We start from the raw sequence: 22,082 nt of genomic DNA on the forward strand, positions 1-22,082 counted from the left end.
CTGACAGGGCCGCTCAAAGAGCACCAGGTTGCGGCGCAGGCTCACATCGCGCAGGGCCTGAGAGTCCGGGCGGCAGGGCGTCCGAGGGTCGATCGGAGGTCGAGCGAGCCCAGGGCGGCGGGGCACGCAGTCGCCGGACTGTCCCCCGGCGCCGGCCGGTGGCCGCCGCCTCCTCCTTGATGTCCTGCGCCTGCGCGCCCCACCGCCCTGGGCTGGCACCGTCGTGCTGACAGGGCCGCTCAAAGAGCACCAGGTTGCGGTGCAGGCTCACATCGCGCCAGCGCCTCGCACCTCAGGGCTCTTCGACCTGCGGGGCGCGCGGCGTGGCGGCGTCGAGTGCCGCTTCGGGCTGTGCAGGGCTCCCAGCGTGGGTGACGGCGCCCCGCGGGGTGCGGGCTTCCTCGCGGGGATGGTCCTCGCGATGGTGGGGACGCATGCCCGAGCGCAGGTAGCGGTTGTGCGGATTGATGCGGGGCAGGTAGCGCGCGAGTTCGGTGAGCGCCATCTGGTAGACGTCGCGCTTGAACTCGATCACGACGTCCAGCGGCACCCAGTAGTCGTTCCACCGCCAGGCGTCGAACTCGGGGTGATCGGTGGCCCGCAGGTTCATGTCGCTGTCGCGGCCCACCAGCTGCAGCAGGAACCAGATCTGTTTCTGGCCGCGGTAGTGGCCGCGGGCCTCACGCCGGATGTAGTGCTCGGGCACCTCGTAGCGCAGCCAGTCGCGGGTGCGGGCGATGATGCGCACGTGCTCCGGCCGCAGCCCGATTTCCTCGTGCAGCTCCCGGTACATCGCTTGTTCGGGCGTTTCGCCGTGCTTGATGCCGCCTTGAGGGAACTGCCAGGAGTGCGTCCGGATGCGTTTGCCCCAGAAGACCTGGTTCTTGTGGTTCAGCAAGATGATGCCGACGTTGGGCCGGAAGCCTTCCCGGTCGAGCATAATCGAACCTCAAAATCTTTGACTGAAACCATTATTGCACCGGCCGGTGCGGTTTCAACCCCTCCGAAGCCCTGCCATTCGTTGCCTGTTTCCGCTTTTGCAGGGGGCAGGCCCCAGCGCACATGAAAGCGTCCCAGTTCTTCATCTCGACCCTGAAAGAAGCCCCCGCCGATGCGGAGATCGTGAGCCACAAGCTGATGATGCGCGCGGGCCTGATCAAGCGGCTCGGCGCGGGCATCTACAACTACATGCCGATGGGGCTGCGGGTGATCCGCAAGGTCGAGCGCATCATCCGCGAGGAGATGGACCGCGCCGGCGCGATCGAGCTGTTGATGCCGGTGGTGCAGCCGGCCGAGTTGTGGCAGGAGACGGGTCGTTGGGACAAGATGGGCCCGGAGCTGCTGCGCGTGAAGGACCGCCACGAGCGCGACTTCGTGATCCAGCCGACCTCGGAGGAGGTCATCACCGACATCGCGCGCCAGGAACTGCGCAGCTACCGGCAGCTGCCCAAGAACTTCTACCACATCCAGACGAAGTTCCGCGACGAGCGCCGGCCGCGCTTCGGCGTGATGCGCGGGCGCGAGTTCACGATGAAGGACGCCTACTCCTTCGACCGTGACGTCGAGGGCGCGAAGAAGAGCTACGAGGCGATGTACGCGGCGTACTGCCGCATCTTCGACCGGCTCGGGCTCACGTACCGCGCGGTGGCGGCGGACACCGGTGCGATCGGTGGTGACCTTTCGCACGAGTTCCAGGTGATCGCCGACACTGGCGAGGACGCGATCGTGTACTGCCCCGAGTCGGACTATGCCGCCAACATCGAGTTGGCCGAAGCCGTGGCGCTCATCGCCGAGCGGGCCGCTGCCTCCCAGGCACTGGAGAAGACGCCCACACCCGGCAAGAGCACGTGCGCCGAGGTGGCCGAGTTGCTGGGGCTGCCGCTGGCGCGCACGGTCAAGTCCCTCGTGATGGCCACCGACGAGAAGAACGACGCCGGCGAGGTGGTGGGCACGCAGGTGTGGCTGCTGCTGGTGCGCGGCGACCACGACCTCAACGAAATCAAGGCCGGCAAGCTCGACGGGCTGAAGAACGGCTTTCGCTTCGCCACCGAGGCGGAGATCGTCGAGCACTTCGGCTGCAAGCCGGGCTACCTGGGCCCGATCGGCACGAGAAAGCCCGTCAAGGTGGTGGCCGACCGCACGGTGGCGAACATGAGCGACTTCGTCTGTGGCGCCAATGAGGCCGACTTCCACTACACCGGCGTCAACTGGGGCCGCGACCTGCCCGAACCCGACCTCGTCGCCGATATCCGCAACGTCGTGGAAGGCGACCCTTCGCCCGACGGCAAGGGACGGCTGGCGATCCAGCGCGGCATCGAGGTCGGGCATGTGTTCTACCTCGGCACCAAGTACTCCAAGGCGATGAACGCCACCTATCTCGACGAGACCGGCAAGCCCCGGCTGATGGAGATGGGCTGCTACGGCATCGGGGTCACCCGCATCCTCGGCGCGGCGATCGAGCAGAACCACGACGAGCGCGGGATCATCTGGCCCGACGCCATGGCTCCCTTCACGGTCGTGATCTGCCCGATCGGCTACGACCGCTCTGAAGAGGTGCGCGCCGCGGCCGACCGGCTGCACGGCGAGCTGCAGGCGCTGGGTGTGGACGTGATGCTCGACGATCGCGGAGAACGCCCCGGCGCGATGTTCGCGGACTGGGAGCTGATCGGCATTCCGCATCGGGTCGTGATTTCCGACCGCGGCCTGAAGGACGGAAAGGTGGAATATCAGGGCCGTCGCGATGCGCAGGCCACCGCCGTGGCCGCGGGCGAGGTGGTGGCGTGGCTGCAGGGGAAGTTGTCGGTCTGAACGGAGCACACGGGCAGGACACCGGGCGGGTGACGACCGCCGGGGGGGCTGCCGCGCGCCCACTCGGTTTCGTCGGGCGGCGCGCCTGGCTGGTCGGGGTCATCGGATGGGCGGCAGCGCCTGCCGCCCGGGCCGGGGGGCAGATCGAGGAGCCGCTGGCCGACTCGGTGCGCACGGCGCTCTCGGCGGCGATCGCGAACAATGCGCCGCCCAAGCCGCAGTTTCGCCACATCGAGGAGCGGCTGCATTACCTTCGGTGGCTGGGGGCGATGAGCGAGCGGCTGCGCCGCCGCAAGCCCGAGCCCCAGACGCGCGTGGACTTCCTCGAGACCGTCTGGTACGAGAGCAAGCGCGCGGGGCTGGACACGGCGCTCGTGCTCGGGCTCATCCAGGTCGAAAGCGGCTTTCGCAAGTACGCCATCAGCCCGGTCGGCGCCCGGGGGTACATGCAGGTCATGCCCTTCTGGAGCCGGCTCATCGGCGACGGCGACGCGGGCAAGCTGTTCCACATGCAGACGAACCTGCGCTTCGGCTGCGTGATCCTGCGGCATTACCTCGACATGGAACGCGGCGACCTGTTCCTTGCGCTCGGTCGCTACAACGGCAGCCGGGGCAAGCCCGAGTACCCGAATGCGGTGTTCGCGGCGCGCCGGCAGTGGGAGTTCGCCGACGCGCGGGTGTGACGCCGCGCTGCGGCTCGCACGCGCCGCAGAGCCTGCCTCACAGCCCCTGCCAGGGCTTCGGCCGGGCGCCGGGCGCGACCAGCGAGGCCACGCGTTCGACGGTGTCGTCGATCAGCTCGTCGAGGGTGGTCGGCCGGTGGTAGAACGCGGGCAGCGGCGGAAAGATGATGCCGCCCATCTCGGTGACGGCCGTCATGTTGCGCAGGTGAGCGAGGTTGAAGGGTGTCTCGCGCACCATCAGCACCAGACGCCGGCGCTCCTTGAGCGTGACGTCCGCGGCGCGGGTGAGCAGGTTGTCGCTCAGGCCGTGCGCGATCGCCGCCAGCGTCTTCATCGAACAGGGCGCGACCACCATCCCGGCCGTCTCGAAGCTGCCGCTGGCGATGGCCGCACCGACGTCGCCGGGCGCATGGGCCACGTCGGCCCGCGCCTCGAGTTCGCGCCGGTCCAGGCCGAGCTCATGGTGCGCGTTGAGCACGCCGGCCGGCGTGACGACGAGGTGCGTCTCGGCGCCCATCGAGCGCAGGCGCTGCAGCAGCCGCACGCCATAGACGGCACCGGTGGCCCCGGTGATGCCGACGACGATGCGAGGTGCCGTCATCGCCGCGGCGTCAGGCCTGTGCGGTGCCGAGCAATTGCTGCAGCTCGCCGGACTCGTACATCTCCATCATGATGTCGGAGCCGCCGACGAATTCGCCGTTGACGTAGAGCTGAGGGATGGTCGGCCAGTTGGCGTACTCCTTCACACCCTGGCGGATCTCCTCGTCCTCCAGGACGTTGACCGTCTTGAGATCGGTCACGCCGCAGGCTTTGAGGATCTGGACCGCGCGGCCGGAGAAGCCGCACATCGGGAACTGCGCCGTGCCCTTCATGAAGAGCACCACGCGGTGGTTCTTCACGAGGTCGTCGATACGCTGGTGAACGTCGCTCATGGTCGTCGCAAGGTAAGGGGGTGCACAGGAGGAGGCCCTGCGCCAAGCCCGCCCTGAAAGACGGTGGCGCGGCGGGGCCCTCGGGACGATATCAAGTGTAAGCGGCAACGCCCACCGACGTGGGCTCGGCCGGCCGATGCCCTTTGCGCACGGTCAGAAGGTGCTGCCACCCGGCGCCGTCGCTCAGAACGAGTACGAGACACCCAACTGCATCACCGGCGAGACGCGCCAGTCGCCGAGCCCGGCCGGCAACCGCAGGTCGCCTTCTCGGGCGGCGGTGTCGTAGCTGAGGGCCGAGGTGCCGTTGGCCCCCAGACGGATCGCGGAGCGGGGCTTGAGCATCACCACGCCGAGGTCCGCATGCCACGCCCACGCCCCGCCCTGCGGCCGGCTGGAGTAGCCGAGCCCCAAGTAGGGAACGGCGACGCTGCGGCTGTCGAGGAGCGACACCGAGGCGGCCTCCTGGTTCCGGGGGGCGCCGGGCGCGATGGTCGAGCGTTCCAGCGATTCGCCGCGCAGCACACCGCCGGTGGCACGCCAGCCGAGCGCCGGGCCGAAGCGGTAGTTGCCGGTGACGGACCACTCGCTCAACGCGGGCCGTTGCACGCCTGGGGGCTGGCTGTCGTAGAGGCTCAGCCCACCGAGGCGGACCCGCACGCGCTCGACGCCGAGTTGCGTGCCGGGCTGCAGGGGCAGGCTGTAGCTCAAACGCACACGCGGCCCGTCCACGCGCAACGCAAGTTCGCCGTCGGCGTGTGCGTGGGACGCCAAGCCGCTCAACGCAGCCGCCCACGCCAGCGCCGCGCATTGACCCATCGCCCTGACACGCTTCGTGTTCATCGTCCGCTCCCCTCGTGGCTGCGGGGCCCGCCCGCGCAAATCCCGAGACCTGGGACGTCCCATCGTAGAAGGGGCGCCTTCGTCCGCCAAGGGGCGCACCCCCCGTTCATGCGGCGAGCGGCGCCGTTCGCGGTTCTCGTCGTGACCGAGTGTTACGGACGCCGGCCCCCGGTGCAGCGAGGCCGGCCGGCGAGATCGCTGCGGGTGGCGACGTCGGCATAGTCGTGCTCCCGCAGCAGCCGTTGCACGGCCTCGGCCTGGTCATGCCCGTGTTCCAGCAGCAGCCAGGCGCCGGCCCGCAAGTGGGCTCGCGCGTCGGCGACGATGGTCGCCAGGTCGTTCAGGCCGTGCGGCCCCGCGGCGAGGGCCGAGCGCGGCTCGTGGGCGAGGGCGGGCAGATGCGGGTCGCCCTCGGCGATGTAGGGCGGGTTGCTGACGATGAGGTCGTAGACCTCGTCGCGGGCGACGGCCTCGAACCATCGGCCCTCGCGCCAGCGGACCGCGAGGCCCAGGCGCTCGGCGTTGCGACGCGCCACGGCGAGCGCTTTGCCGCTGCAGTCGGTGCCGGTCACGTGGGCATGCGGTGCCGCATGGGCGAGTGCCAGCGCGATCGCGCCGCTGCCGGTGCCGAGGTCTAGCACCTGCGGCGCGGCCGGGGGGCGAGGCAGGCAGTCGAGCGCCCACTCGACCAGCGTCTCGGTGTCGGGGCGCGGGACGAGCACGTCGGGGTTCACTTCCAGCCGCAGGCCGTAGAACTCGCGCCAGCCGACGAGGTAGGCGAGCGGCTCGCCCCGCGCGCGGCGCTGCACCAGGGTGTCGTAGCGCCGGGCTGCATCGGCGGGCAGCGGGTCGGCGTCGTGCGCCAGCAGCCACGCACGCCCGCCACCGCCGGTGTCGCGGCCGAGGGCGTGCAGCAGGAGCAGCTGTGCATCGAGCCGTTCCAGCCCCGACTGCTGCACCGCCTGTTGCCAGGCCGCGGCGAGCGTGCGGTTCATCGGCCCCCCTGTTCCAGGCCGGCGAGCTGCTCGGCGATCAGCTCGGCCTCCCGTGCGGTGCGCAGGGCGCTCACCACCTCGTCGAGCTCGCCGTCCATGATCTGGCCGAGCTTGTAGAGCGTGAGGTTGATGCGGTGGTCGGTGAGCCGGCCTTGCGGGAAGTTGTAGGTGCGGATGCGGTCGGAGCGGTCGCCACTGCCGATGAGGCTCTTGCGGGTGGCGGCCTCCTTGGCCTGGCGTTCCTGCCGCTCCTTCTCCTTGAGACGAGCTGCGAGCACGGCCATCGCCTTGGCGCGGTTGCGGTGCTGCGAACGGTCGTCTTGGCATTCGGCCACGAGGCCGGTGGGCAGGTGGGTGATGCGGATGGCCGATTCGGTCTTGTTGACGTGCTGCCCGCCCGCACCGCTCGCCCGGAAGGTGTCGATGCGCAGCTCGGCGGGGTTGATGCTGATCTCTTCGGCCTCGTCGGGCTCGGGCATCACGGCCACGGTGCAGGCGCTGGTGTGGATGCGCCCTTGCGATTCGGTGGCCGGCACGCGTTGTACCCGATGGCCGCCCGACTCGTACTTGAGCCGCCCATACACCTCGTCGCCGGCGATGCGCACGACCACCTCCTTGTAGCCGCCCAGGTCCGACTCGCTGGCGGACATCACCTCGCTGCTCCAGCCCTGCCGTTCGGCGTAGCGCAGGTACATGCGCAGCAGGTCGCCGGCGAAAAGGGCCGACTCGTCGCCGCCCGTGCCGGCGCGGATTTCGAGGAAGGCATTGCGCCGGTCGTCCGGGTCCTTGGGCAGCACGGCGCGCTGAAGTTCGTCCTCCAGACGCGCGAGATCGGCTTCGGCGGCGGCGATCTCTTCCTGCGCCATGGCCGCCATCTCGGGGTCGGCCAGCAGCTCGCGGGCGGCGGCGAGGTCGCACTCGCGTTGCAGGAAGCGCTCGTAGCGCTGGGCCACCGCGGCCACCTCGGCATGCTCGCGGGTCAGGCCGCGGAAGCGGTCGAGGTCGCTGGCGATGTCCGGGGCGGCCAGCAGCCGGTCGAGGTCCTGCAGGCGTTCGAGGTAGCGGTCCAGTTGTCGGCGCAGGGCGTCTTTCATCGTGCGGCGCAAGCCAGGAAAGTGGGTGAGGAGGGCGCAGAGCCGGGGGCCGGCGGGCGGCCGCAAAGAGGGGGCGGCAAACGCCGCTACCCGCGCCCGGTGGGACGCGACGCGCTGCGCAGGAACAGGCGCGAGATCGATTCGGCGATCTGCTGACGGTGGGTGGCGTCGGGCGCGCTGTGCAACTCGGCCAGCGCGCCGTGCAGCATCTTCTGGGTGAGGCCGCGCGAGAGGGCCTCCAGCACGGCCTCGACGTCCTCGCCGCGGGCCAGCGCCTTGCGGGCGCGGGCCAACTCCACGGCGCGCCAGTCGTCGGCCTGACGGTGCAGGGCCTGGATGAGGGGCACCGCGGCGCGCTGGTCCAGCCAGTGCTGGAAGCTCTGCACGCCGGTTTCGATGATGGCCTCGGCCTGCGCGACCGCAGCCTGGCGCTTCTCGCCGGCGACCTGCACCGCCGCCGAGAGGTCGTCCACCGTGTACAGGTAGATGTCGTCCAGCGTCGCCACCTCGGGCTCGATGTCGCGCGGCACGGCGAGGTCCACCATGAACATCGGGCGGTGCTTGCGCTGCTTGAGGGCGCGCTCGACCGCGCCGAGCCCGATGAGGGGCAGCGAGCTGGCCGTGCACGAGACGACGACGTCGAACTCGGCCAGGCGCACGGGCAGATTGGCCAGGCGCATGGCTTCCGCGCCGAAGCGGGTCGCGAGCTTCTCGCCCCGTTCGAGCGTGCGGTTGGCCACCGCCATCGCCTTCGGCGTCTTGGCAGCGAAGTGGGTGGCCGCCAGCTCGATCATCTCGCCCGCGCCGACGAACAGCACCTTGATCTCGCGCAGGTCCTCGAAGAGCTGGCCGGCCAGCCGGACGGCCGCGGCCGCCATGCTGATCGAATGCGCGCCGATCTCGGTGGAGGTGCGCACCTCCTTGGCCACCGCGAACGAACGCTGGAAGAGCTGGTGCAAGGTCGTGCCCAGCGTGCCGGCAGCGTCGGCCTCGCGCACGGCCTGCTTCATCTGGCCGAGGATCTGCGGCTCGCCGAGCACCATCGAATCCAGACCGCTGGCCACGCGGAACGCATGGCGCGCGGCCTGAGGGCCTTCGAGCACGTAGAGGTGGCGGCTCAGTTCATCGCCCGGCACGCCGCGCAGGCCGGCCAGCCAATCGGTCGCCGGGCGCACCAGCTCGGTCGGTGCGGCGCAGTAGAGCTCGGTGCGGTTGCAGGTGGACAGCAGGGCCGCCTCGGGCTTGAGGCTGAACCGCTCGCGCAGCGCCTTCAGCGTGGGCCCCAACTGCTCCGGCGTGAACGCGAACCGGCCCCGCAGATCGACAGGGGCGGTGTGATGGTTCAGGCCGAGGGCGAAGACGCTCATGGCGCGATTATAAAATTTCGAGGTGTTTCAAGTACTTAGTGGGGACCTATCGGCTTGATGTGCGTCAAGCCGGGCCGCCCGGCTGCGGCAGGCCTCCCATGCGAACGGGCCTCGTGGCCTTCGCGCTCGCAACGCACTCACGCTGACCACCACGCAACGACCATCGATGGGCCCTCTGGACGCCTTCTGGCACCTCGCCAACTTCTTCGCGCCGGCGGTCTTCGTCGGGACCGTCAGCAGCTTGGCCGTCAAGCTGCTGTGGCGTCGGTCGCTGGCGGGCGTGCCGTGGGCCCGCCTGGCCGCATGGAGCAGCGCAGCCGCGGCGCTCGCCCTGCTGGCCGGGCTCTGGTGGCTGGGCCGCGACGGCAAGATGGCCACCTACGCTGCGATGCTGGCCGCCGTGGCCTTGGCGCAATGGGGCGCCGGCTGGGGACTGCGGCGCGGCCGCTGAGGCGCACGCGGCGATCCCGGGCCACCGGCGCTGGCGTGGCCCCACGCAGGCGGCGCTGAACGAGGCCGTCAGCGACTCGTCTCGTCCTCGCGGATCACGACCTCGCCGCGCAACGAGTGCGGCAAGGCTTGCGTGATGCGCACGTCGATCATCTGGCCCACGAGGCGCTGCGCGTGCGGCCCGCCCGGGAAATTGACGATGCGGTTGCACTCGGTGCGCCCCATCAACTCGTTCGCGTCCTTCTTCGAGGGGCCCTCGACGAGGATGCGTTGCACCGTGCCGACGCGGCTTTCGCTGATGCGCCGCACGTGGTCCTCCAGGGCGGCTTGCAGACGCTGCAGACGTGCGAGCTTGACGTCCTTGGGGGTGGTGTCCTCCAGGGCTGCGGCCGGCGTGCCGGGGCGCGGGCTGAAGACGAAGCTGAAGGACGCGTCGAATCCGACGTCTTCCACCAGCTTCATCAGCTTGGCGAAGTCCTCCTCCGTCTCGCCGGGAAAGCCGACGATGAAGTCCGACGACAGGCTGATGCCGGGGCGCACGGCCCGCAGTTTGCGCACGATGCTCTTGTACTCGAGCGCCGTGTAGCCGCGCTTCATCGCGGCGAGGATGCGGTCGCTGCCGTGCTGCACGGGCAGGTGCAGGTGGCTCACGAGCTGCGGCACGCGGGCATAGACGTCGATGAGGCGCTGCGTGAACTCGTTGGGGTGGCTGGTCGTGTAGCGGATGCGCTCGATGCCGGGGATCTCGGCGACGTACTCGATCAGCAGCGCGAAGTCGGCGATCTCGCCGCTCTCGCCCATCTTGCCTCGGTAGGCGTTGACGTTCTGACCCAGCAGCGTCACTTCCTTGACGCCCTGCTGCGCGAGGCCGGCCACCTCGACGAGCACGTCCTCGAAGGGGCGCGAGACCTCCTCGCCGCGGGTGTAGGGCACGACGCAGTACGAGCAGTACTTGGAGCAGCCCTCCATGATCGAGACGAAGGCCGAGGCGCCTTCCACGCGCGCGGGCGGCAGGTGATCGAACTTCTCGATCTCGGGGAAGCTGATGTCCACCTGCGGGCGTCCGATCGCGTCACGCCGGGCCAGCATGTCGGGCAGGCGGTGCAGCGTCTGGGGGCCGAAGACGACGTCCACGTAGGGCGCGCGCTCGATGATCGCGGCGCCTTCCTGGCTGGCGACGCACCCGCCCACGCCGATCTTCACGCCCTTCTTCTTGAGGTGCTTGAGGCGGCCCAGGTCGCTGAAGACCTTCTCTTGCGCCTTCTCGCGCACCGAGCAGGTGTTGAAGAGGATGAGGTCGGCCTCCTCGGGGTTGTCGGTGGGCGTGTAGCCCTGGGCCGCACGCAGCACGTCGGCCATCTTGTCGGAGTCGTATTCGTTCATCTGGCAGCCGAAGGTCTTGATGTAGACCTTCTTGCCGCCTTGCGGGGTCTGCTCGTTCATCGCGGGTCCTTTCGCCCTCAGGGGCGAGGCTCTTCAAACTTCAAGCACAGGCGCCGCCGCGTGCGAGGCGGGCTGAAGCGGTGCAGGCGGCCCTGGTGTGCGAGGCCGATTGCGGGCGGGGGTGTGCAGCGCGGCCTTCAGCGCTTGACCCACGCCTGGGCGGCGGGGTCGAACGCCCACGCGGCAGCCTCCTGGCGCGTCTTGGGCCAGAGCTTCTTCTGCTCGTCGGCGCGCAAGATCCACACGTCCTTGACGAGGCCGTAGGTGTCGAGCGTGTAGAGCACGGGCAGCTTCTCGCCGACGACGGCGCCCGACATCACGAGCAGGTTGTCCTGCCCGCGCAGGCGTGCACCGGGGGCGAGGCGGGCCGGTTCGCCATTGAGGGTGATCTCGGGAGGGGCCGTGACGACGATCTCGCCGCGCAGCGCGTCTTGGGGGAAGGCACGTTGCACGACGGTCTGGGCATGAACGGCCACGGGCAGCGCAAGCGCGAGCACCCAGGCCGGCAACGAACAGCGGGGCATGGTGTAGATCCAGGGGCTGTTGGAAGCCGCCGCGCGAGGCGACGGGCCGAACCACATTTTACGGGCCGTGGCGGCGCCCGTCCCGGACGGCGGCGATAGACTGTCTGCCCGCCTCGGCACAACAGCACTGCGCTGCCGCATGTACGCCCGGTTCTTCGGCCTCAAGCACGAGCCCTTTTCGATCGCGCCCGACCCACGCTACCTCTACATGAGCGAGCGCCACCGCGAGGCGTTGGCGCACCTGCTCTATGGCGTCAAGAGTGGCGGCGGCTTCGTGCTGCTCACCGGCGAGATCGGGGCCGGCAAGACGACGGTGTGCCGCTGCTTTCTCGAGCAGATCCCCAAGCGCTGCAACGTCGCGTACATCTTCAACCCCAAGCTCACGGTGACGGAGCTGCTGCGCTCGGTGTGCGAGGAGTTCCACATCACCGTCGCGCAGCCGGTGTCGGGCCAGGCCAGCGTCAAGGACCACGTCGACGCGTTGAACGAGTTCCTGCTGCGTACGCACGCGGTGGGGCAGAACAACGTGCTGATCATCGACGAGGCGCAGAACCTCGCGCCCGACGTGCTGGAGCAGCTGCGCCTGCTGACCAACCTCGAGACGAACGAACGCAAGCTGCTGCAGATCGTGCTGATCGGACAGCCCGAGCTGCGCAGCATGCTCGCCCGCCCCGAACTCGAGCAGCTCGCGCAGCGGGTGATCGCGCGGTTCCATCTGGAAGCGCTCACCGAGCAAGACACCCTGCGCTACGTGCGCCACCGCTTGGCCGTGGCCGGCATGCCCGACGAGATGCCCTTCGAGCCCGAGGCCTTGCGGCGCGTTCATCACTGGTCGCGCGGCGTGCCGCGGCGCATCAACCTGTTGTGCGACCGCGCGATGCTGGGTGCCTACGCGACGGGTCGCCGACGCATCGACCGCCAGATCGTCGATCGTGCCGCCGCCGAGGTGTTCGAGGAGGCCGGGCGGGCGCACCGGGGTTGGGTGGACGCATGGCGGGACTCGCGATGGCGCTGGTCGGCGTTGCTGCTCTTGGGCAGCGCGGCCTTTGGCGGCATCGCGTACGGCGTGCAGCAGGGCTGGAGGGCCCGCACGACGCCGCCGGTGGAAGCGTCGTCCCGTGCCGAGGCCCCGGTGCCCGCCGCCGGCGCCGGCGCGGCCTCGGCCGTGCCTGCGGCGGCAGCGCCTTCCTCCGCAGTGGCATCCGAGGGCGCGGGCCCGGACGAAGCGCAGGCGCTGTGGGCCGGGGTTTGGCGCGACGAACAACAGGCTTGGCGCGCGCTCGGCGCGTCCTGGCATGCACCCGCTGTCGCGGGAGCGCCCTGCGAGGCCTGGCAGGAGGCGCAACTGCAATGCTTTCGCAGCACCCGCACCAGCCTGACCTCGATCCGCCTCTTGGACCGGCCCGGTGTGCTGACGCTGCGCGACCCCCAGCATGGCATCGGCTACGTCCTTCTGGCCGGGCTCGAAGGCGAGAAGCTGCGATTGCGCACCGCGCAGGGCGAGCTCTTGCTCCCCGCCGCGGCCCTGGCGTCGTGGTGGCTGGGCGAGTTCGCGACCTTGTGGCGCAGCCCGCCGGGATACGAAGGCAAGGCCAGCGACATGACCGAGGGCGCGCTGGCCCGCTGGCTGGCCGAGCGGCTGTCGCACGCCGGTCCGGCGAGCGGTGCCGATGCGCCGCTGAAATCGCGCATCCAGGCCTTCCAGGTCGCCCAGGGCCTCGAGCCCGACGGGCGGGCCGGGCCGGTGACGCTGATGCGACTCAACCGCGCCAGCGGCGTGGACGAACCGCGCCTGGAGCACTGAACGATGTCCTACATCCTCGATGCCTTGCGTCGCGCCGACGCCGAGCGGGAGCGCGGTGCGGTGCCGAGCCTGCACTCGCAGACGTTTGCAGGCCCCACCGACGAGCAGCTCGTCCCGCGCCGTCGCCCCGGGCGGGCGTGGATCGCACTGGGCGTGGCGCTCGGTCTGGCGCTGCCGCTGGGCGGGGCGGTGTGGTGGGCGAACCGGCGCGCCGCCGTCCAGCCCGCCGAGCTGTCGGCCTCGCCCGAGCGCTCGCCGCCTCAGGCGGTGGCCGGCGTCGCCCCCGCCGCCGCGCCGCCCCTTGCCGAAACCCGCAGGGCGGCCCCGGCGCCGCCCCCGCGCGATGAGCCGGCCACGGCGGCAACGACGCCTTCGCAGCAAGGCGCTGCCTCGATTCCGCGGGCTGCCCCCGCGGCGCAAGGGGGGCGTGCGGACGATCGATCGCCTGCGCCCGCCAAAGCGGGCCGGGGGGAGCCGGCGCCGGAGCGCAGGGGGCGCCCGACAGCGGGGCCAGCCGTCTCCGCAGACGGGACTGGAACGAGGTCGCGGGGCGATACCCTCGCCGCGGCGCCCGCAGCGGCATCGGCCGCGCCCGCTTCACCCGCGCCTCAACGGGTGCCCTTGCTGCAGGAGTTGCCGCCCGAGCTGAAGCAGCACCTCCCGTCGCTGGCCATCGGCGGGTCGGTCTACTCGCCCCAGCGCGCCGATCGGGTCGTGATCGTCAACGGTCGCCCCTACCAGGAAGGCGACCGGCTCGCCCCCGAGCTCACGCTTGAGCAGATCCAGCCGCGACAGGCGGTGTTCCGCTTCCGGGGTCAGGCCTTCGCGATCGGCTACTGAGGGACCGCGGGGGGCGATCGGTGACCGCCGCGCAGGCATCAGCCGAGCGCGGTGTCCAGCACCATCATCACGATGAAGCCCAGCACGAGGCCACCGGTGGCCCAGGCCTCGTGGCCCTGGCGGTGGGACTCGGGGATGATCTCGTGGCTGATCACGAACAGCATGGCACCCGCTGCAAAGGCCAGCCCCCAAGGCAGCAGCACCGCCGAGGCGGACACGACGGCGGCGCCCAGCACGGCGCCGACGGGCTCGACGAGGCCCGAGGCCGCTCCCAGGCCGGCGGCAGCCGCGCGCCCGTAGCCGGCGCTGCGCAGGGCCAGCGCCACCACCAGTCCTTCCGGCACGTCCTGGACGGCGATGCCCGTGGCCAGCGCGCTGGCCGAGGCGGCCGAGGGCCCGGCGAAGGCGACCCCGATCGCCAGCCCCTCGGGCACGTTGTGCAATGCCACGGCGAACACGAACAGCCACGTGCGGCGCAGCATGTGGGCCTGCCGGCCCTCGCGCCCCTTGACGAAGTGCTCGTGCGGCAGCCACCGGTCCAACGACAGCACGAGCGCCGCTCCGAGCACGATGCCGGCCGCGACGATCAGGCTCGCGCCCCAGGGCCCCGCGCCGCGCGCGGTCGCGGCCTCCAGCGCAGGCAACACGAGGGAGAACGCCGTGGCGGCCAGCATCACGCCGGCGCCGAAGCCGAGCATGGCATCGCGACTGCGCTCGGCCGGGGGCTGAGCCAACAGCACGGGCAGTGTGCCCAGGGCCGTGGCCAGCGCGGCCGCAAGCCCGCCGAGCAGCGCGTCGCCCACGGGCTGCGGCCACGAAGCGGCGTGCAGTCCCCAGCCCGCCCACGCGACCAAGCCGAGCAGCAGCGCCGTCGCCGTGAGCAGCGCCAGCCGGCGGCCCCCGGCCGCGATCCCGGCGAGCGGCGATGCGGCGCCGGGCGAAGACGGCGCTCGCTTGACCGTCGCGCCACCGAGGGGAGAGCGATCGGGGGACCGCATGCCGTCCTCCTCAGTGCGAACGGCTGGAAGTGCGGCTGCTGCGTCGGCCGGGCTTGGCAGGGGGCGCGCCGCCCGCCACCGGTCCGTTGCCCATGCCGAGCTCGGCGCCGGTGGTGGGGTCGCTGTCCAGGTCGGACTGGGTGCGTTCGGCCATCTGCCGCAGCACCTGCGCCTCGTCCTCGGGTAGCGTCACCTCCGGCATCCCGGTGCCGCCGTCGACGGCCATCTGCTGGTCGCGGTCGGACACGTACTCGAAGTGGGTGTCGCTGTTCCACGGGCCGCGCAGGTCGCCTTCGCCTTGCGACATGTTGAAGTACACGTTGGCAAAGCGCGGATCGCCAGGCAGCTTGCCGGGCGGGAAGTTGGGCTGCATGGCATACAGCGCTTTCTCGAACGACTGCTGGTGCGCCACTTCGCGGGTCATCAGGAAGCCGAGCGCCTCCTTGACGCCGGGGTCGTCGGTGCAACTGATGAGGCGTTCGTAGATGATCTTCGCGCGAGCCTCCGCCGCGATGTTGGAGCGCAAGTCGGCCGAGGGATCGCCGATGGTGTCGATGTAGCCGGCCGTCCAGAGCTGGCCGCCGGAATTGGTGAGGGCGGGTCCCCCGCCATAGAGCACCTGCGTGACGTGCGAATCGTTGCCCGCCCCCGTGATGCGCCGGTACATCTCGGCTTCGCCGTCGACCGCCTCCGCCAGACGGCCCTTGGCGCCTTTGTTCAGCATCGCCACCAGCGTGCCGATGACCTCGAGGTGGCTCAGCTCCTCGGTCGCGATGTCCATCAGCATGTCCTTGCGGCCCGGGTCGTCCTCGGCGAGGGCCTGGGTGAAGTAGCGGCAGGCTGCGGCCAACTCGCCCTGCGGCCCGCCGAACTGCTCGAGCAGCAAGTTGGCCAGGCCCGGGTTGGGCTCGCTCACGCGAACGGTGTACTGCAATCGCTTGTTGTGGGCAAACATGGGATCGGCTCCTTTCGTGGGCTGCGCGCGCTCCAGGCGCGACGCTCCCCGGCGCGGCAAACGCCGATCCCATGGCCCGGCCGGGCGATTGAATTTCACGATGGCGCCGATAGGCAAGCGGGGCCCGCGCAGAGCGTCGAGACCCGGGTGCCAGCCGAGAACCGACAGGATGCGAAGACGCGCCGAGGAAGGAGGGCAGGAGCCACAGAGGGGGCCGCGCGAGGGGCCAAGCAAAACGCCCCGCCAGGCACACGACCTGCGGGGCGGGGGATCTTGGTGGCGCTTCAGGGACTCGAACCCCGGACCTGCGGATTATGATTCCGTCGCTCTAACCGACTGAGCTAAAGCGCCAAAGACCGCCATTATAGCCGGTTCGCTCGCCCGCTTGGCAAGAGGCGCGGCTTCAGCGCAGCTGCTCGCGCACATGGGCCGCGATGTGGTCCAAGAGCGTGTCGAGGTCGCGTCGCACGCGCTCGAAGCCGGCGTGGCGCTCGCGCGTGCTCTCGTCCATGTAGAGCGGGCGGCGGATCTCGATCTGCAGGCTGTGCCGTCGCAGCTCGGGTCGGCCGATGCGCCCGATCAGCTCCACGCCCTTGTACGGGTCGTTCACGGCCACCCGGTAGCCAAGGTCGCGCAGCGTGTCGGCGACCAGGGCCACGAAAGCCGGATCGCAGGTGGTGCCGTCGCGGTCGCCGAGGACGAAATCCGCCAGCGGCGCGCTGCTCGCCAGTCCCAGCCGCGCGTAGGCATCGTCGGGCATCGAGTGCAGGTTGAGGTGCCACAGGCAGCCGAAGTCGCGCACCGCCTGGTCCACCGCCTCGGCAAGAGCGCGGTGATAGGGCTTCCAGCAGCGCTCGATGCGGCCGCGGACTTCCTCCGGGCTCAGCTTGCGTGCGTAGATCGGCGTGCGCGCGTCGAGCTGCCGCCACACGAGCCCGAACCCCAACTTCGACTTGGGGCCCGGCGCGATGGGGCTGGGCCAGGGGCCGTCCAGCAATTCCGGGTCCAGGTCGTCGAGCGAGCGGTTGGGGTCGATGTAGGTGCGGGGGAAGTGCGCCGCGATCAGCGTGGCCCCGTGGCGCGGCGCATCGGCCCACAACGCCTCGACGTGCGTGTCCTCTCCGCGACGCAGGAGCGCAAGCGGCACGGCAGGGGCGAAGTCCTCCGGGTAGTGGGTGCCGCTGTGCGGCGAGTCGCACACGATGGGCAGCGCCGCGCCGGCAGGCGGGCTCACCGTCACGGCACCGGGCGCGTCGCACGCCCCGCCTGGCGACGGCGCCCCGGTGTTGACTGGCTGGGCCGCGCCGGGCGCCTGCGAAGGGAGGCCGGCGCTCATTCGATGCGAATGTTGGCCGCTTTGGCGATGCGGCGGTACTTCTCGATCGCCACGCGGATCTGCGCCGCGAACTGCTCGGGCGAGTTGGCCATCGGGATGCCGGACATCGCCGCGAGCTTCTCCTTGAACTCGGGAGTCGCCATGGCCTTGTGCGCCGCCTCGTGCAGCCGCTTGATGACGGCCGGCGGCGTGCCGGCCGGCGCGACGAGACCGAACCAACCGCCTTCGGACATCTCCTCGAAGCCGAGCTCGCGGTAGGTCGGCACGTCGGGCAACACCGGCGAGCGCTGCGGCGCGAGCACCGCCAGCGCGCGCAGCTTGCCCGCCTTGATGTTGGGCAGCGTGGACGGCAGGTTGTCGGTCATGGCGTGCACGACGCCGGCCAACGCATCGGTGGCCGCCTGCCCGGCGCCCTTGTACGGCACGTGGAGCAGCTGGATGCCGGCGAGGTCCATGAACTGCTCGATGTTGGCGTGGCCCAGGGAGCCGTTGCCGGGCGAGGCGAAGGTGTACTTGCCCGGCGCGGCCTTGGCGAGCGCGATGAACTCCTTCATCGTCTGCGCGGGAACGCTCGGGTGCACCACGAACACGCTGGGCACCGACACCACGTTGGTGATCGGCGCGAAGTCCTTGATCGGGTCGTAAGGCAGGCGGGTGTAGACGGCCGGGTTGGAGCCGTGCGTGCTCATCGTCGCCATGCCGATGGTGTAGCCGTCCGGCTTGGCCTTGGCCACCGCATCGGCCCCCAAGGTGCCTCCGCCCCCACCGCGGTTCTCCACGATCACGGTCTGCCCGAGAATAGGGCCCATCTTGTCGGCCAGCAGGCGCGCGACGAGGTCGGTGGAGCCTCCGGCGGCGAAGGGCACGACCAGCTTGACGGTTCGCTCCGGGTAGCCCTGAGCGGACACGGGCGTGGCGAGCCCGAGCGAAAGGCCAGAGGCAAGGCCCCACCCGAGGACCTGCATGGCGCGACGGCGCGTAAGCATGATGTATGTCTCCTGATCGGCGATGAAACCGATTCTGGCGAGCCGCACCGGCCTCAAAAAGCGACAAAATCGCCTCGTCCCATTACCGCAGGTCATGCCTCCGTCGTGCGCATCCGCTCCCCGTCCTTGCCCGAACTGCACGCCTTCGCGGCCGTCGCCCGCAGTGGCAGCTTCGGCCGTGCCGCGCAGGCGCTGTGCGTGACGCAGGGCGCGGTGAGCCGCGCGGTGGCTCGCCTGGAGGCCCATCTGGGGCAGCCCCTTGTGCAGCGGCAGGGCCGCGGCAGCGTGCTCACCCCCGCCGGGCGCGCCTACTTCGAGGTCATCGCGCCCGCGCTGGCGCAGCTCGAGTCCGCTGCCGAGGTGTTCGGTCTGCCGGGACGCTGGGCGCTGCGCGTGAGCGTCACGCCGTCTCTCTTCAGCAAGTGGCTGATTCCGCGCCTGCCCGATTTTCGCGCCCGTCATCCCGCGGTCGCGCTCGAGTTCGTGCCTTATCGTCGTGAGGCTCCGTTCGACCCCGCCGAGGCCGACGCCTGGATACGCAGCGGGGGCGAGCGCTGGCCGGCCGGCATCGCAGCCGACTACCTCCTCGGGCGCGAGTTGGTGCCGATCTGCCGACCGCAGGATCTGCTGGGCGCCGATGCGCCTCGCGAGCCCCGCGACCTGCTCGGCCGGCCGCTCCTCTTTCACAGCCACTACCCGGGCAACTGGGCCGACTGGTTCTGCGGCTGCGGGTTGCATGACGTGACCCTGCGGCCGGCCGCGCAGTTCGACCAGGTCTCCATGTTGGTCGAGGCGGTGATCGCAGGCCTCGGTCTGGCAGTCGTTCAGCGTTGCCTCATCGAGGACGACCTGCGCGAAGGCCGCATCGCCCTCGCGCTGGACCAGCCGGTGCGCATCGAACGCGGCTACCACCTGTGCTATGCCGTGCAAGGGCGCGAACGGCCGGCGCTCGTGGCGTGGCGCGAATGGCTGCTCGAGCAGTGCCGCCGGGGCTCGCACCCCGTCGCGGCCGACACGGCGCCGAAATTCTCATAAGGATCGAAGCATCCCTTCGTTCCTTGCCCGAGCGTCGACTCCTACGATGCACCGCATCGACAGCATCGCTGAGGAGTCGTACGCCATGATCGGCCGTTTCCTGCGCTTGGGCCTGCTCACTGCACTCGCGGTCGCTGGAGCCGCTGCCAGCGCCCGCGACATCACCTTGTTGAACGTCTCCTACGACCCCACGCGGGAGTTCTATCAGGCCTACAACGCCGCCTTCGCCAAGTACTGGAAGGGCAAGAGCGGCGACACCGTCGTCGTGCGAGGCTCCCACGGCGGCTCGGGCAAACAGGCCCGCTCGGTGATCGACGGGCTCGAAGCCGACGTCGTGACCCTCGCGCTCGCGTACGACATCGACGAGATCGCGCAGCGCGGCAAGCTGCTCGCGCCGGATTGGCAAAAGCGACTCCCGCACAACAGCGCGCCCTACACCTCGACCATCGTCTTCCTCGTTCGCAAGGGCAACCCCAAGGGCATCAAGGACTGGGACGACCTGGTCAAGCCGAGCGTGCAGGTCATCACGCCCAATCCGAAGACCTCGGGCGGCGCGCGCTGGAACTACCTGGCCGCCTGGGGATATGCGCAGAAGAAGTACGGCTCCGAGCAGCGCGCGCAGGAGTTCGTCGCCCGGCTGTTCGGCAATGTCCCGGTCCTCGACTCCGGCGCGCGGGGCTCGACGACCACCTTCGTCGAGCGCGGCATCGGCGACGTGCTGATCGCCTGGGAGAACGAGGCCTTGCTCGCGTTGAAGGAGCTGGGGCCTGCCAAGTTCGACATCGTGGTGCCCAGCATCAGCATTGTGGCCGAGCCGCCCGTTGCCGTGGTCGACAAGGTCGTCGACAAGCGCGGCACACGGCAGGTCGCGCAGGCCTACCTCGAGTATCTGTACTCGCCCGAAGGGCAGGACATCGCCGGCCGCAACTACTACCGCCCCACCGACCCACGCGTGGCGGCCAAGTACGCCGGCCAGTTCCCCAAGCTGGAGCTGTTCACGATCGACCAGGCCTTCGGCGGCTGGACCCGGGCCCAGAAGACGCACTTCGCCGACGGCGGGGTGTTCGACCGCATCTACACGCGCCGCTGAAGGCGGCGGCGCGCGCCGGGCGACCCAGGGCCCGGCGCATATCCGGTTCTCGCATAAGCAGCCGCGCAAGGCTTCGTTCCTCGCAGCGGCGCGCGTGCCTACCATCTTCCGCACCGTCGCCGTCGTCGTCCATGATCTTCACCCGCACCCTGCTCAAGCGCCACTCCGTGCTGCCCGGCTTCGACCTGGCCCTGGGCTTCGCGTTGCTGTATCTCGGCCTCATCGTGCTGATCCCGCTGTCGGCCGCCTTTCTCAAGACGGCGACCATGACCTGGCCGGCGTTCTGGGAGGCCGTCACGTCGCCGCGCGTGCTCGCGTCGTACCGCCTCACCTTCGGCGCCTCGTTGGCCGCCGCGATGGTCAACGCGGTGTTCGGGCTGGTCGTCGCGTGGGTGCTGGTGCGCTACGACTTCCCCGGCCGGCGCATCGTCGATGCGCTCGTCGATCTGCCTTTTGCCTTGCCCACCGCGGTGGCCGGCATCGCGCTCACGGCGATCTACTCGACCCACGGCGTCGTCGGCCGGTGGCTCGCGCCGTGGGACATCCGCGTCGCGTTCACGCCGCTGGGTGTGTTCGTCGCGCTCACCTTCATCGGGCTGCCTTTCGTCGTGCGCACGCTCCAACCGGTGCTCGAGGACTTGCACACCGAGCTGGAGGAAGCCGCCGCCACGCTCGGCGCCAGCCGGTGGCAAACCTTCACGCGGGTGATCTTTCCTCTCCTCACCCCGGCGCTGCTCACCGGCTTTGCCTTGGCGTTCGCGCGGGCGCTGGGCGAGTACGGCTCGGTGATCTTCATCGCCGGCAACATGCCGATGGTGTCCGAGATCACACCGCTGCTCATCATCACGAAGCTCGAACAGTACGACTACACCGGCGCGACCGCCATCGCGGTGGTGATGCTGGTCATCTCGTTCTCGCTCCTGCTGCTCATCAACCTGCTGCAAACCTGGGCGCGCCAGCGCCAGGGCGGCTGACCGGAGGTGCCGCCGCTCATGAACACCGCCACCATGCCGAGCCCCACCCCTGCAGCCGCTGCGCCTGCACCGGCGCTGCGCGTCGCCGCCGCCACGGCCGAGCCGCGTTGGGTGCGCTGCACGCTGATCGCCGTCGCCATCGCGTTCTTGTCGCTCTTTCTCTTCGTGCCGCTGGCCACCGTCTTCCACGAGGCGCTGAAGAAGGGCTGGCAGGTGTATGTGGCCGCCATCACCGAGCCGGACGCGCTGTCGGCGATCCGGCTCACGCTGATCGCCGCGGCCATCGCCGTGCCCGCCAACCTGGTGTTCGGTGTGGCCGCGGCCTGGGCCATCGCCAAGTTCGACTTTCGTGGCAAGAGCGTGCTGCTGACGCTGATCGACCTGCCGTTCTCCGTCTCGCCGGTGATCGCCGGCCTCATCTACGTGCTGGTCTTCGGTCTGCAGGGCTGGTGGGGCGAGTGGCTGCGCGACCACGACCTCAAGGTCATCTTCGCGGTGCCCGGCATCGTGCTCGCCACCGTGTTCGTGACGTTTCCCTTCATCGCCCGCGAGCTGATCCCGCTGATGCAGGCCCAGGGCCAGGAGCAGGAGGAGGCCGCGCGCGTGCTGGGCGCCTCCGGGTGGCAGATCTTCTGGCGTGTGACTCTGCCCAACGTGAAATGGGCGCTGCTGTACGGCGTGATCCTGTGCAATGCGCGCGCGATGGGCGAGTTCGGTGCGGTGTCGGTGGTCTCGGGCCACATCCGCGGCCAGACCAACACCATGCCCCTGCACATCGAGATCCTCTACAACGAGTACCAGTTCGCCGCCTCCTTCGCCGTCGCCTCGCTGCTGGCCGGGCTGGCGCTGGTCACGCTGGTGCTGAAGTTCCTCGTCGAGCGCCGTGTCGAGGAGGAGAAGTCCCTGGCCACCAACGCCAAGTGATCCC

22 protein-coding genes and 1 tRNA gene are annotated in these 22,082 nt (G+C 70.2%); 9 read left to right on the forward strand and 14 right to left on the reverse strand.

Annotated features, from left to right (window positions below; all coding sequences use genetic code 11):
* Nucleotides 1-292: 292 nt before the first annotated feature.
* Nucleotides 293-940: an RNA pyrophosphohydrolase gene (locus tag OMP39_RS02390; protein WP_264893215.1), complete on the reverse strand. Its 648-nt coding sequence runs from the start codon at nt 938-940 to the stop codon at nt 293-295.
* A 122-nt stretch (nt 941-1,062) separates the two neighbouring features.
* On the opposite strand from OMP39_RS02390, the gene OMP39_RS02395 reads away from it, so the two are divergent.
* Together OMP39_RS02395 and OMP39_RS02400 are read left to right on the forward strand one after the other, a co-directional pair.
* A complete protein-coding gene (locus OMP39_RS02395; RefSeq protein ID WP_264893216.1) occupies nt 1,063-2,808 on the forward strand; it encodes a proline--tRNA ligase in 1,746 nt (581 codons plus the stop codon).
* Nucleotides 2,809-2,837: 29 nt separating this feature from the next.
* A complete protein-coding gene (locus OMP39_RS02400; RefSeq protein WP_425340654.1) occupies nt 2,838-3,491 on the forward strand; it encodes a lytic transglycosylase domain-containing protein in 654 nt (217 codons plus the stop codon).
* Nucleotides 3,492-3,528: 37 nt separating this feature from the next.
* Here the strand turns inward: OMP39_RS02400 and OMP39_RS02405 are convergent, their stop codons facing one another.
* The 6 genes from OMP39_RS02405 to hemA form a co-directional block, all read right to left on the reverse strand.
* Nucleotides 3,529-4,092, reverse strand: coding sequence for a UbiX family flavin prenyltransferase (locus OMP39_RS02405; RefSeq protein WP_264893217.1), 564 nt, complete (start codon nt 4,090-4,092; stop codon nt 3,529-3,531).
* Between the two features lie 10 nt (nt 4,093-4,102).
* Nucleotides 4,103-4,423: a Grx4 family monothiol glutaredoxin gene (gene grxD / locus OMP39_RS02410; protein ID WP_264893218.1), complete on the reverse strand. Its 321-nt coding sequence runs from the start codon at nt 4,421-4,423 to the stop codon at nt 4,103-4,105.
* A gap of 183 nt (nt 4,424-4,606) precedes the next feature.
* Nucleotides 4,607-5,263 (reverse strand): hypothetical protein, encoded by a 657-nt coding sequence (locus OMP39_RS02415; RefSeq protein ID WP_264893219.1) that lies wholly within the window; start codon nt 5,261-5,263, stop codon nt 4,607-4,609.
* Nucleotides 5,264-5,415: 152 nt separating this feature from the next.
* A complete protein-coding gene (prmC, locus tag OMP39_RS02420) occupies nt 5,416-6,258 on the reverse strand; it encodes a peptide chain release factor N(5)-glutamine methyltransferase (protein ID WP_264893220.1) in 843 nt (280 codons plus the stop codon).
* Entirely contained in the window at nt 6,255-7,352 is a 1,098-nt protein-coding gene (gene prfA, locus OMP39_RS02425) for a peptide chain release factor 1 (protein ID WP_264893221.1), read from the reverse strand. The genes prmC and prfA overlap by 4 nt, the downstream gene beginning before the upstream one ends.
* Nucleotides 7,353-7,438: 86 nt before the next feature.
* Nucleotides 7,439-8,719, reverse strand: a complete 1,281-nt coding sequence (hemA, locus tag OMP39_RS02430; protein WP_264893222.1) for a glutamyl-tRNA reductase — start codon at nt 8,717-8,719, stop codon at nt 7,439-7,441.
* 166 nt (nt 8,720-8,885) lie between these two features.
* Here hemA and OMP39_RS02435 point away from each other — a divergent pair, with 166 nt between their 5' ends.
* Nucleotides 8,886-9,170, forward strand: a complete 285-nt coding sequence (locus tag OMP39_RS02435) for a hypothetical protein (RefSeq protein ID WP_264893223.1) — start codon at nt 8,886-8,888, stop codon at nt 9,168-9,170.
* 68 nt (nt 9,171-9,238) lie between these two features.
* On the opposite strand, the gene miaB is transcribed toward OMP39_RS02435, so the two are convergent.
* Nucleotides 9,239-10,612 (reverse strand): tRNA (N6-isopentenyl adenosine(37)-C2)-methylthiotransferase MiaB, encoded by a 1,374-nt coding sequence (gene miaB, locus OMP39_RS02440; RefSeq protein WP_264893224.1) that lies wholly within the window; start codon nt 10,610-10,612, stop codon nt 9,239-9,241.
* Nucleotides 10,613-10,749: 137 nt separating this feature from the next.
* Nucleotides 10,750-11,136, reverse strand: a complete 387-nt coding sequence (locus OMP39_RS02445; protein ID WP_264893225.1) for a hypothetical protein — start codon at nt 11,134-11,136, stop codon at nt 10,750-10,752.
* 139 nt (nt 11,137-11,275) lie between these two features.
* On the opposite strand from OMP39_RS02445, the gene OMP39_RS02450 reads away from it, so the two are divergent.
* Nucleotides 11,276-12,940: an ExeA family protein gene (locus OMP39_RS02450; protein ID WP_264893226.1), complete on the forward strand. Its 1,665-nt coding sequence runs from the start codon at nt 11,276-11,278 to the stop codon at nt 12,938-12,940.
* A gap of 3 nt (nt 12,941-12,943) precedes the next feature.
* Nucleotides 12,944-13,780, forward strand: a complete 837-nt coding sequence (locus OMP39_RS02455) for a general secretion pathway protein GspB (RefSeq protein ID WP_264893227.1) — start codon at nt 12,944-12,946, stop codon at nt 13,778-13,780.
* Nucleotides 13,781-13,818: 38 nt separating this feature from the next.
* On the opposite strand, the gene OMP39_RS02460 is transcribed toward OMP39_RS02455, so the two are convergent.
* The 5 genes from OMP39_RS02460 to OMP39_RS02480 form a co-directional block, all read right to left on the reverse strand.
* Complete coding sequence (locus OMP39_RS02460; RefSeq protein ID WP_264893228.1) at nt 13,819-14,778, reverse strand: ZIP family metal transporter; 960 nt, start codon at nt 14,776-14,778, stop codon at nt 13,819-13,821.
* A 10-nt stretch (nt 14,779-14,788) separates the two neighbouring features.
* Nucleotides 14,789-15,733 (reverse strand): manganese catalase family protein, encoded by a 945-nt coding sequence (locus OMP39_RS02465; RefSeq protein WP_264893229.1) that lies wholly within the window; start codon nt 15,731-15,733, stop codon nt 14,789-14,791.
* 274 nt (nt 15,734-16,007) lie between these two features.
* Nucleotides 16,008-16,084, reverse strand: a tRNA-Met gene (locus tag OMP39_RS02470).
* Nucleotides 16,085-16,136: 52 nt separating this feature from the next.
* The gene (locus tag OMP39_RS02475; RefSeq protein ID WP_264893230.1) at nt 16,137-17,069 is read right to left on the reverse strand and encodes an N-formylglutamate amidohydrolase; all 933 of its coding nucleotides are present in this window, start codon (nt 17,067-17,069) and stop codon (nt 16,137-16,139) included.
* On the reverse strand, nt 17,066-18,055 hold the full coding sequence (locus OMP39_RS02480) for a tripartite tricarboxylate transporter substrate binding protein BugE (RefSeq protein WP_395140728.1): 990 nt from the start codon (nt 18,053-18,055) through the stop codon (nt 17,066-17,068). The genes OMP39_RS02475 and OMP39_RS02480 overlap by 4 nt, the downstream gene beginning before the upstream one ends.
* 105 nt (nt 18,056-18,160) lie before the next feature.
* Here OMP39_RS02480 and OMP39_RS02485 point away from each other — a divergent pair, with 105 nt between their 5' ends.
* The 4 genes from OMP39_RS02485 (at nt 18,161) to cysW (ending at nt 22,078) form a co-directional block, all read left to right on the forward strand.
* On the forward strand, nt 18,161-19,090 hold the full coding sequence (locus OMP39_RS02485) for a LysR substrate-binding domain-containing protein (RefSeq protein ID WP_264893231.1): 930 nt from the start codon (nt 18,161-18,163) through the stop codon (nt 19,088-19,090).
* Nucleotides 19,091-19,175: 85 nt separating this feature from the next.
* Nucleotides 19,176-20,180: a sulfate ABC transporter substrate-binding protein gene (locus OMP39_RS02490; protein WP_264894626.1), complete on the forward strand. Its 1,005-nt coding sequence runs from the start codon at nt 19,176-19,178 to the stop codon at nt 20,178-20,180.
* A 131-nt stretch (nt 20,181-20,311) separates the two neighbouring features.
* Nucleotides 20,312-21,154, forward strand: a complete 843-nt coding sequence (gene cysT, locus OMP39_RS02495) for a sulfate ABC transporter permease subunit CysT (RefSeq protein WP_264893232.1) — start codon at nt 20,312-20,314, stop codon at nt 21,152-21,154.
* 33 nt (nt 21,155-21,187) lie between these two features.
* The gene (cysW, locus tag OMP39_RS02500; protein ID WP_264894627.1) at nt 21,188-22,078 is read left to right on the forward strand and encodes a sulfate ABC transporter permease subunit CysW; all 891 of its coding nucleotides are present in this window, start codon (nt 21,188-21,190) and stop codon (nt 22,076-22,078) included.
* The last annotated feature ends 4 nt before the right edge of the window (nt 22,079-22,082 follow it).

The sequence above is a fragment of the Schlegelella aquatica genome, assembly GCF_026013905.1.
Classification (GTDB): Bacteria; Pseudomonadota; Gammaproteobacteria; order Burkholderiales; family Burkholderiaceae_C; genus Caldimonas; species Caldimonas aquatica.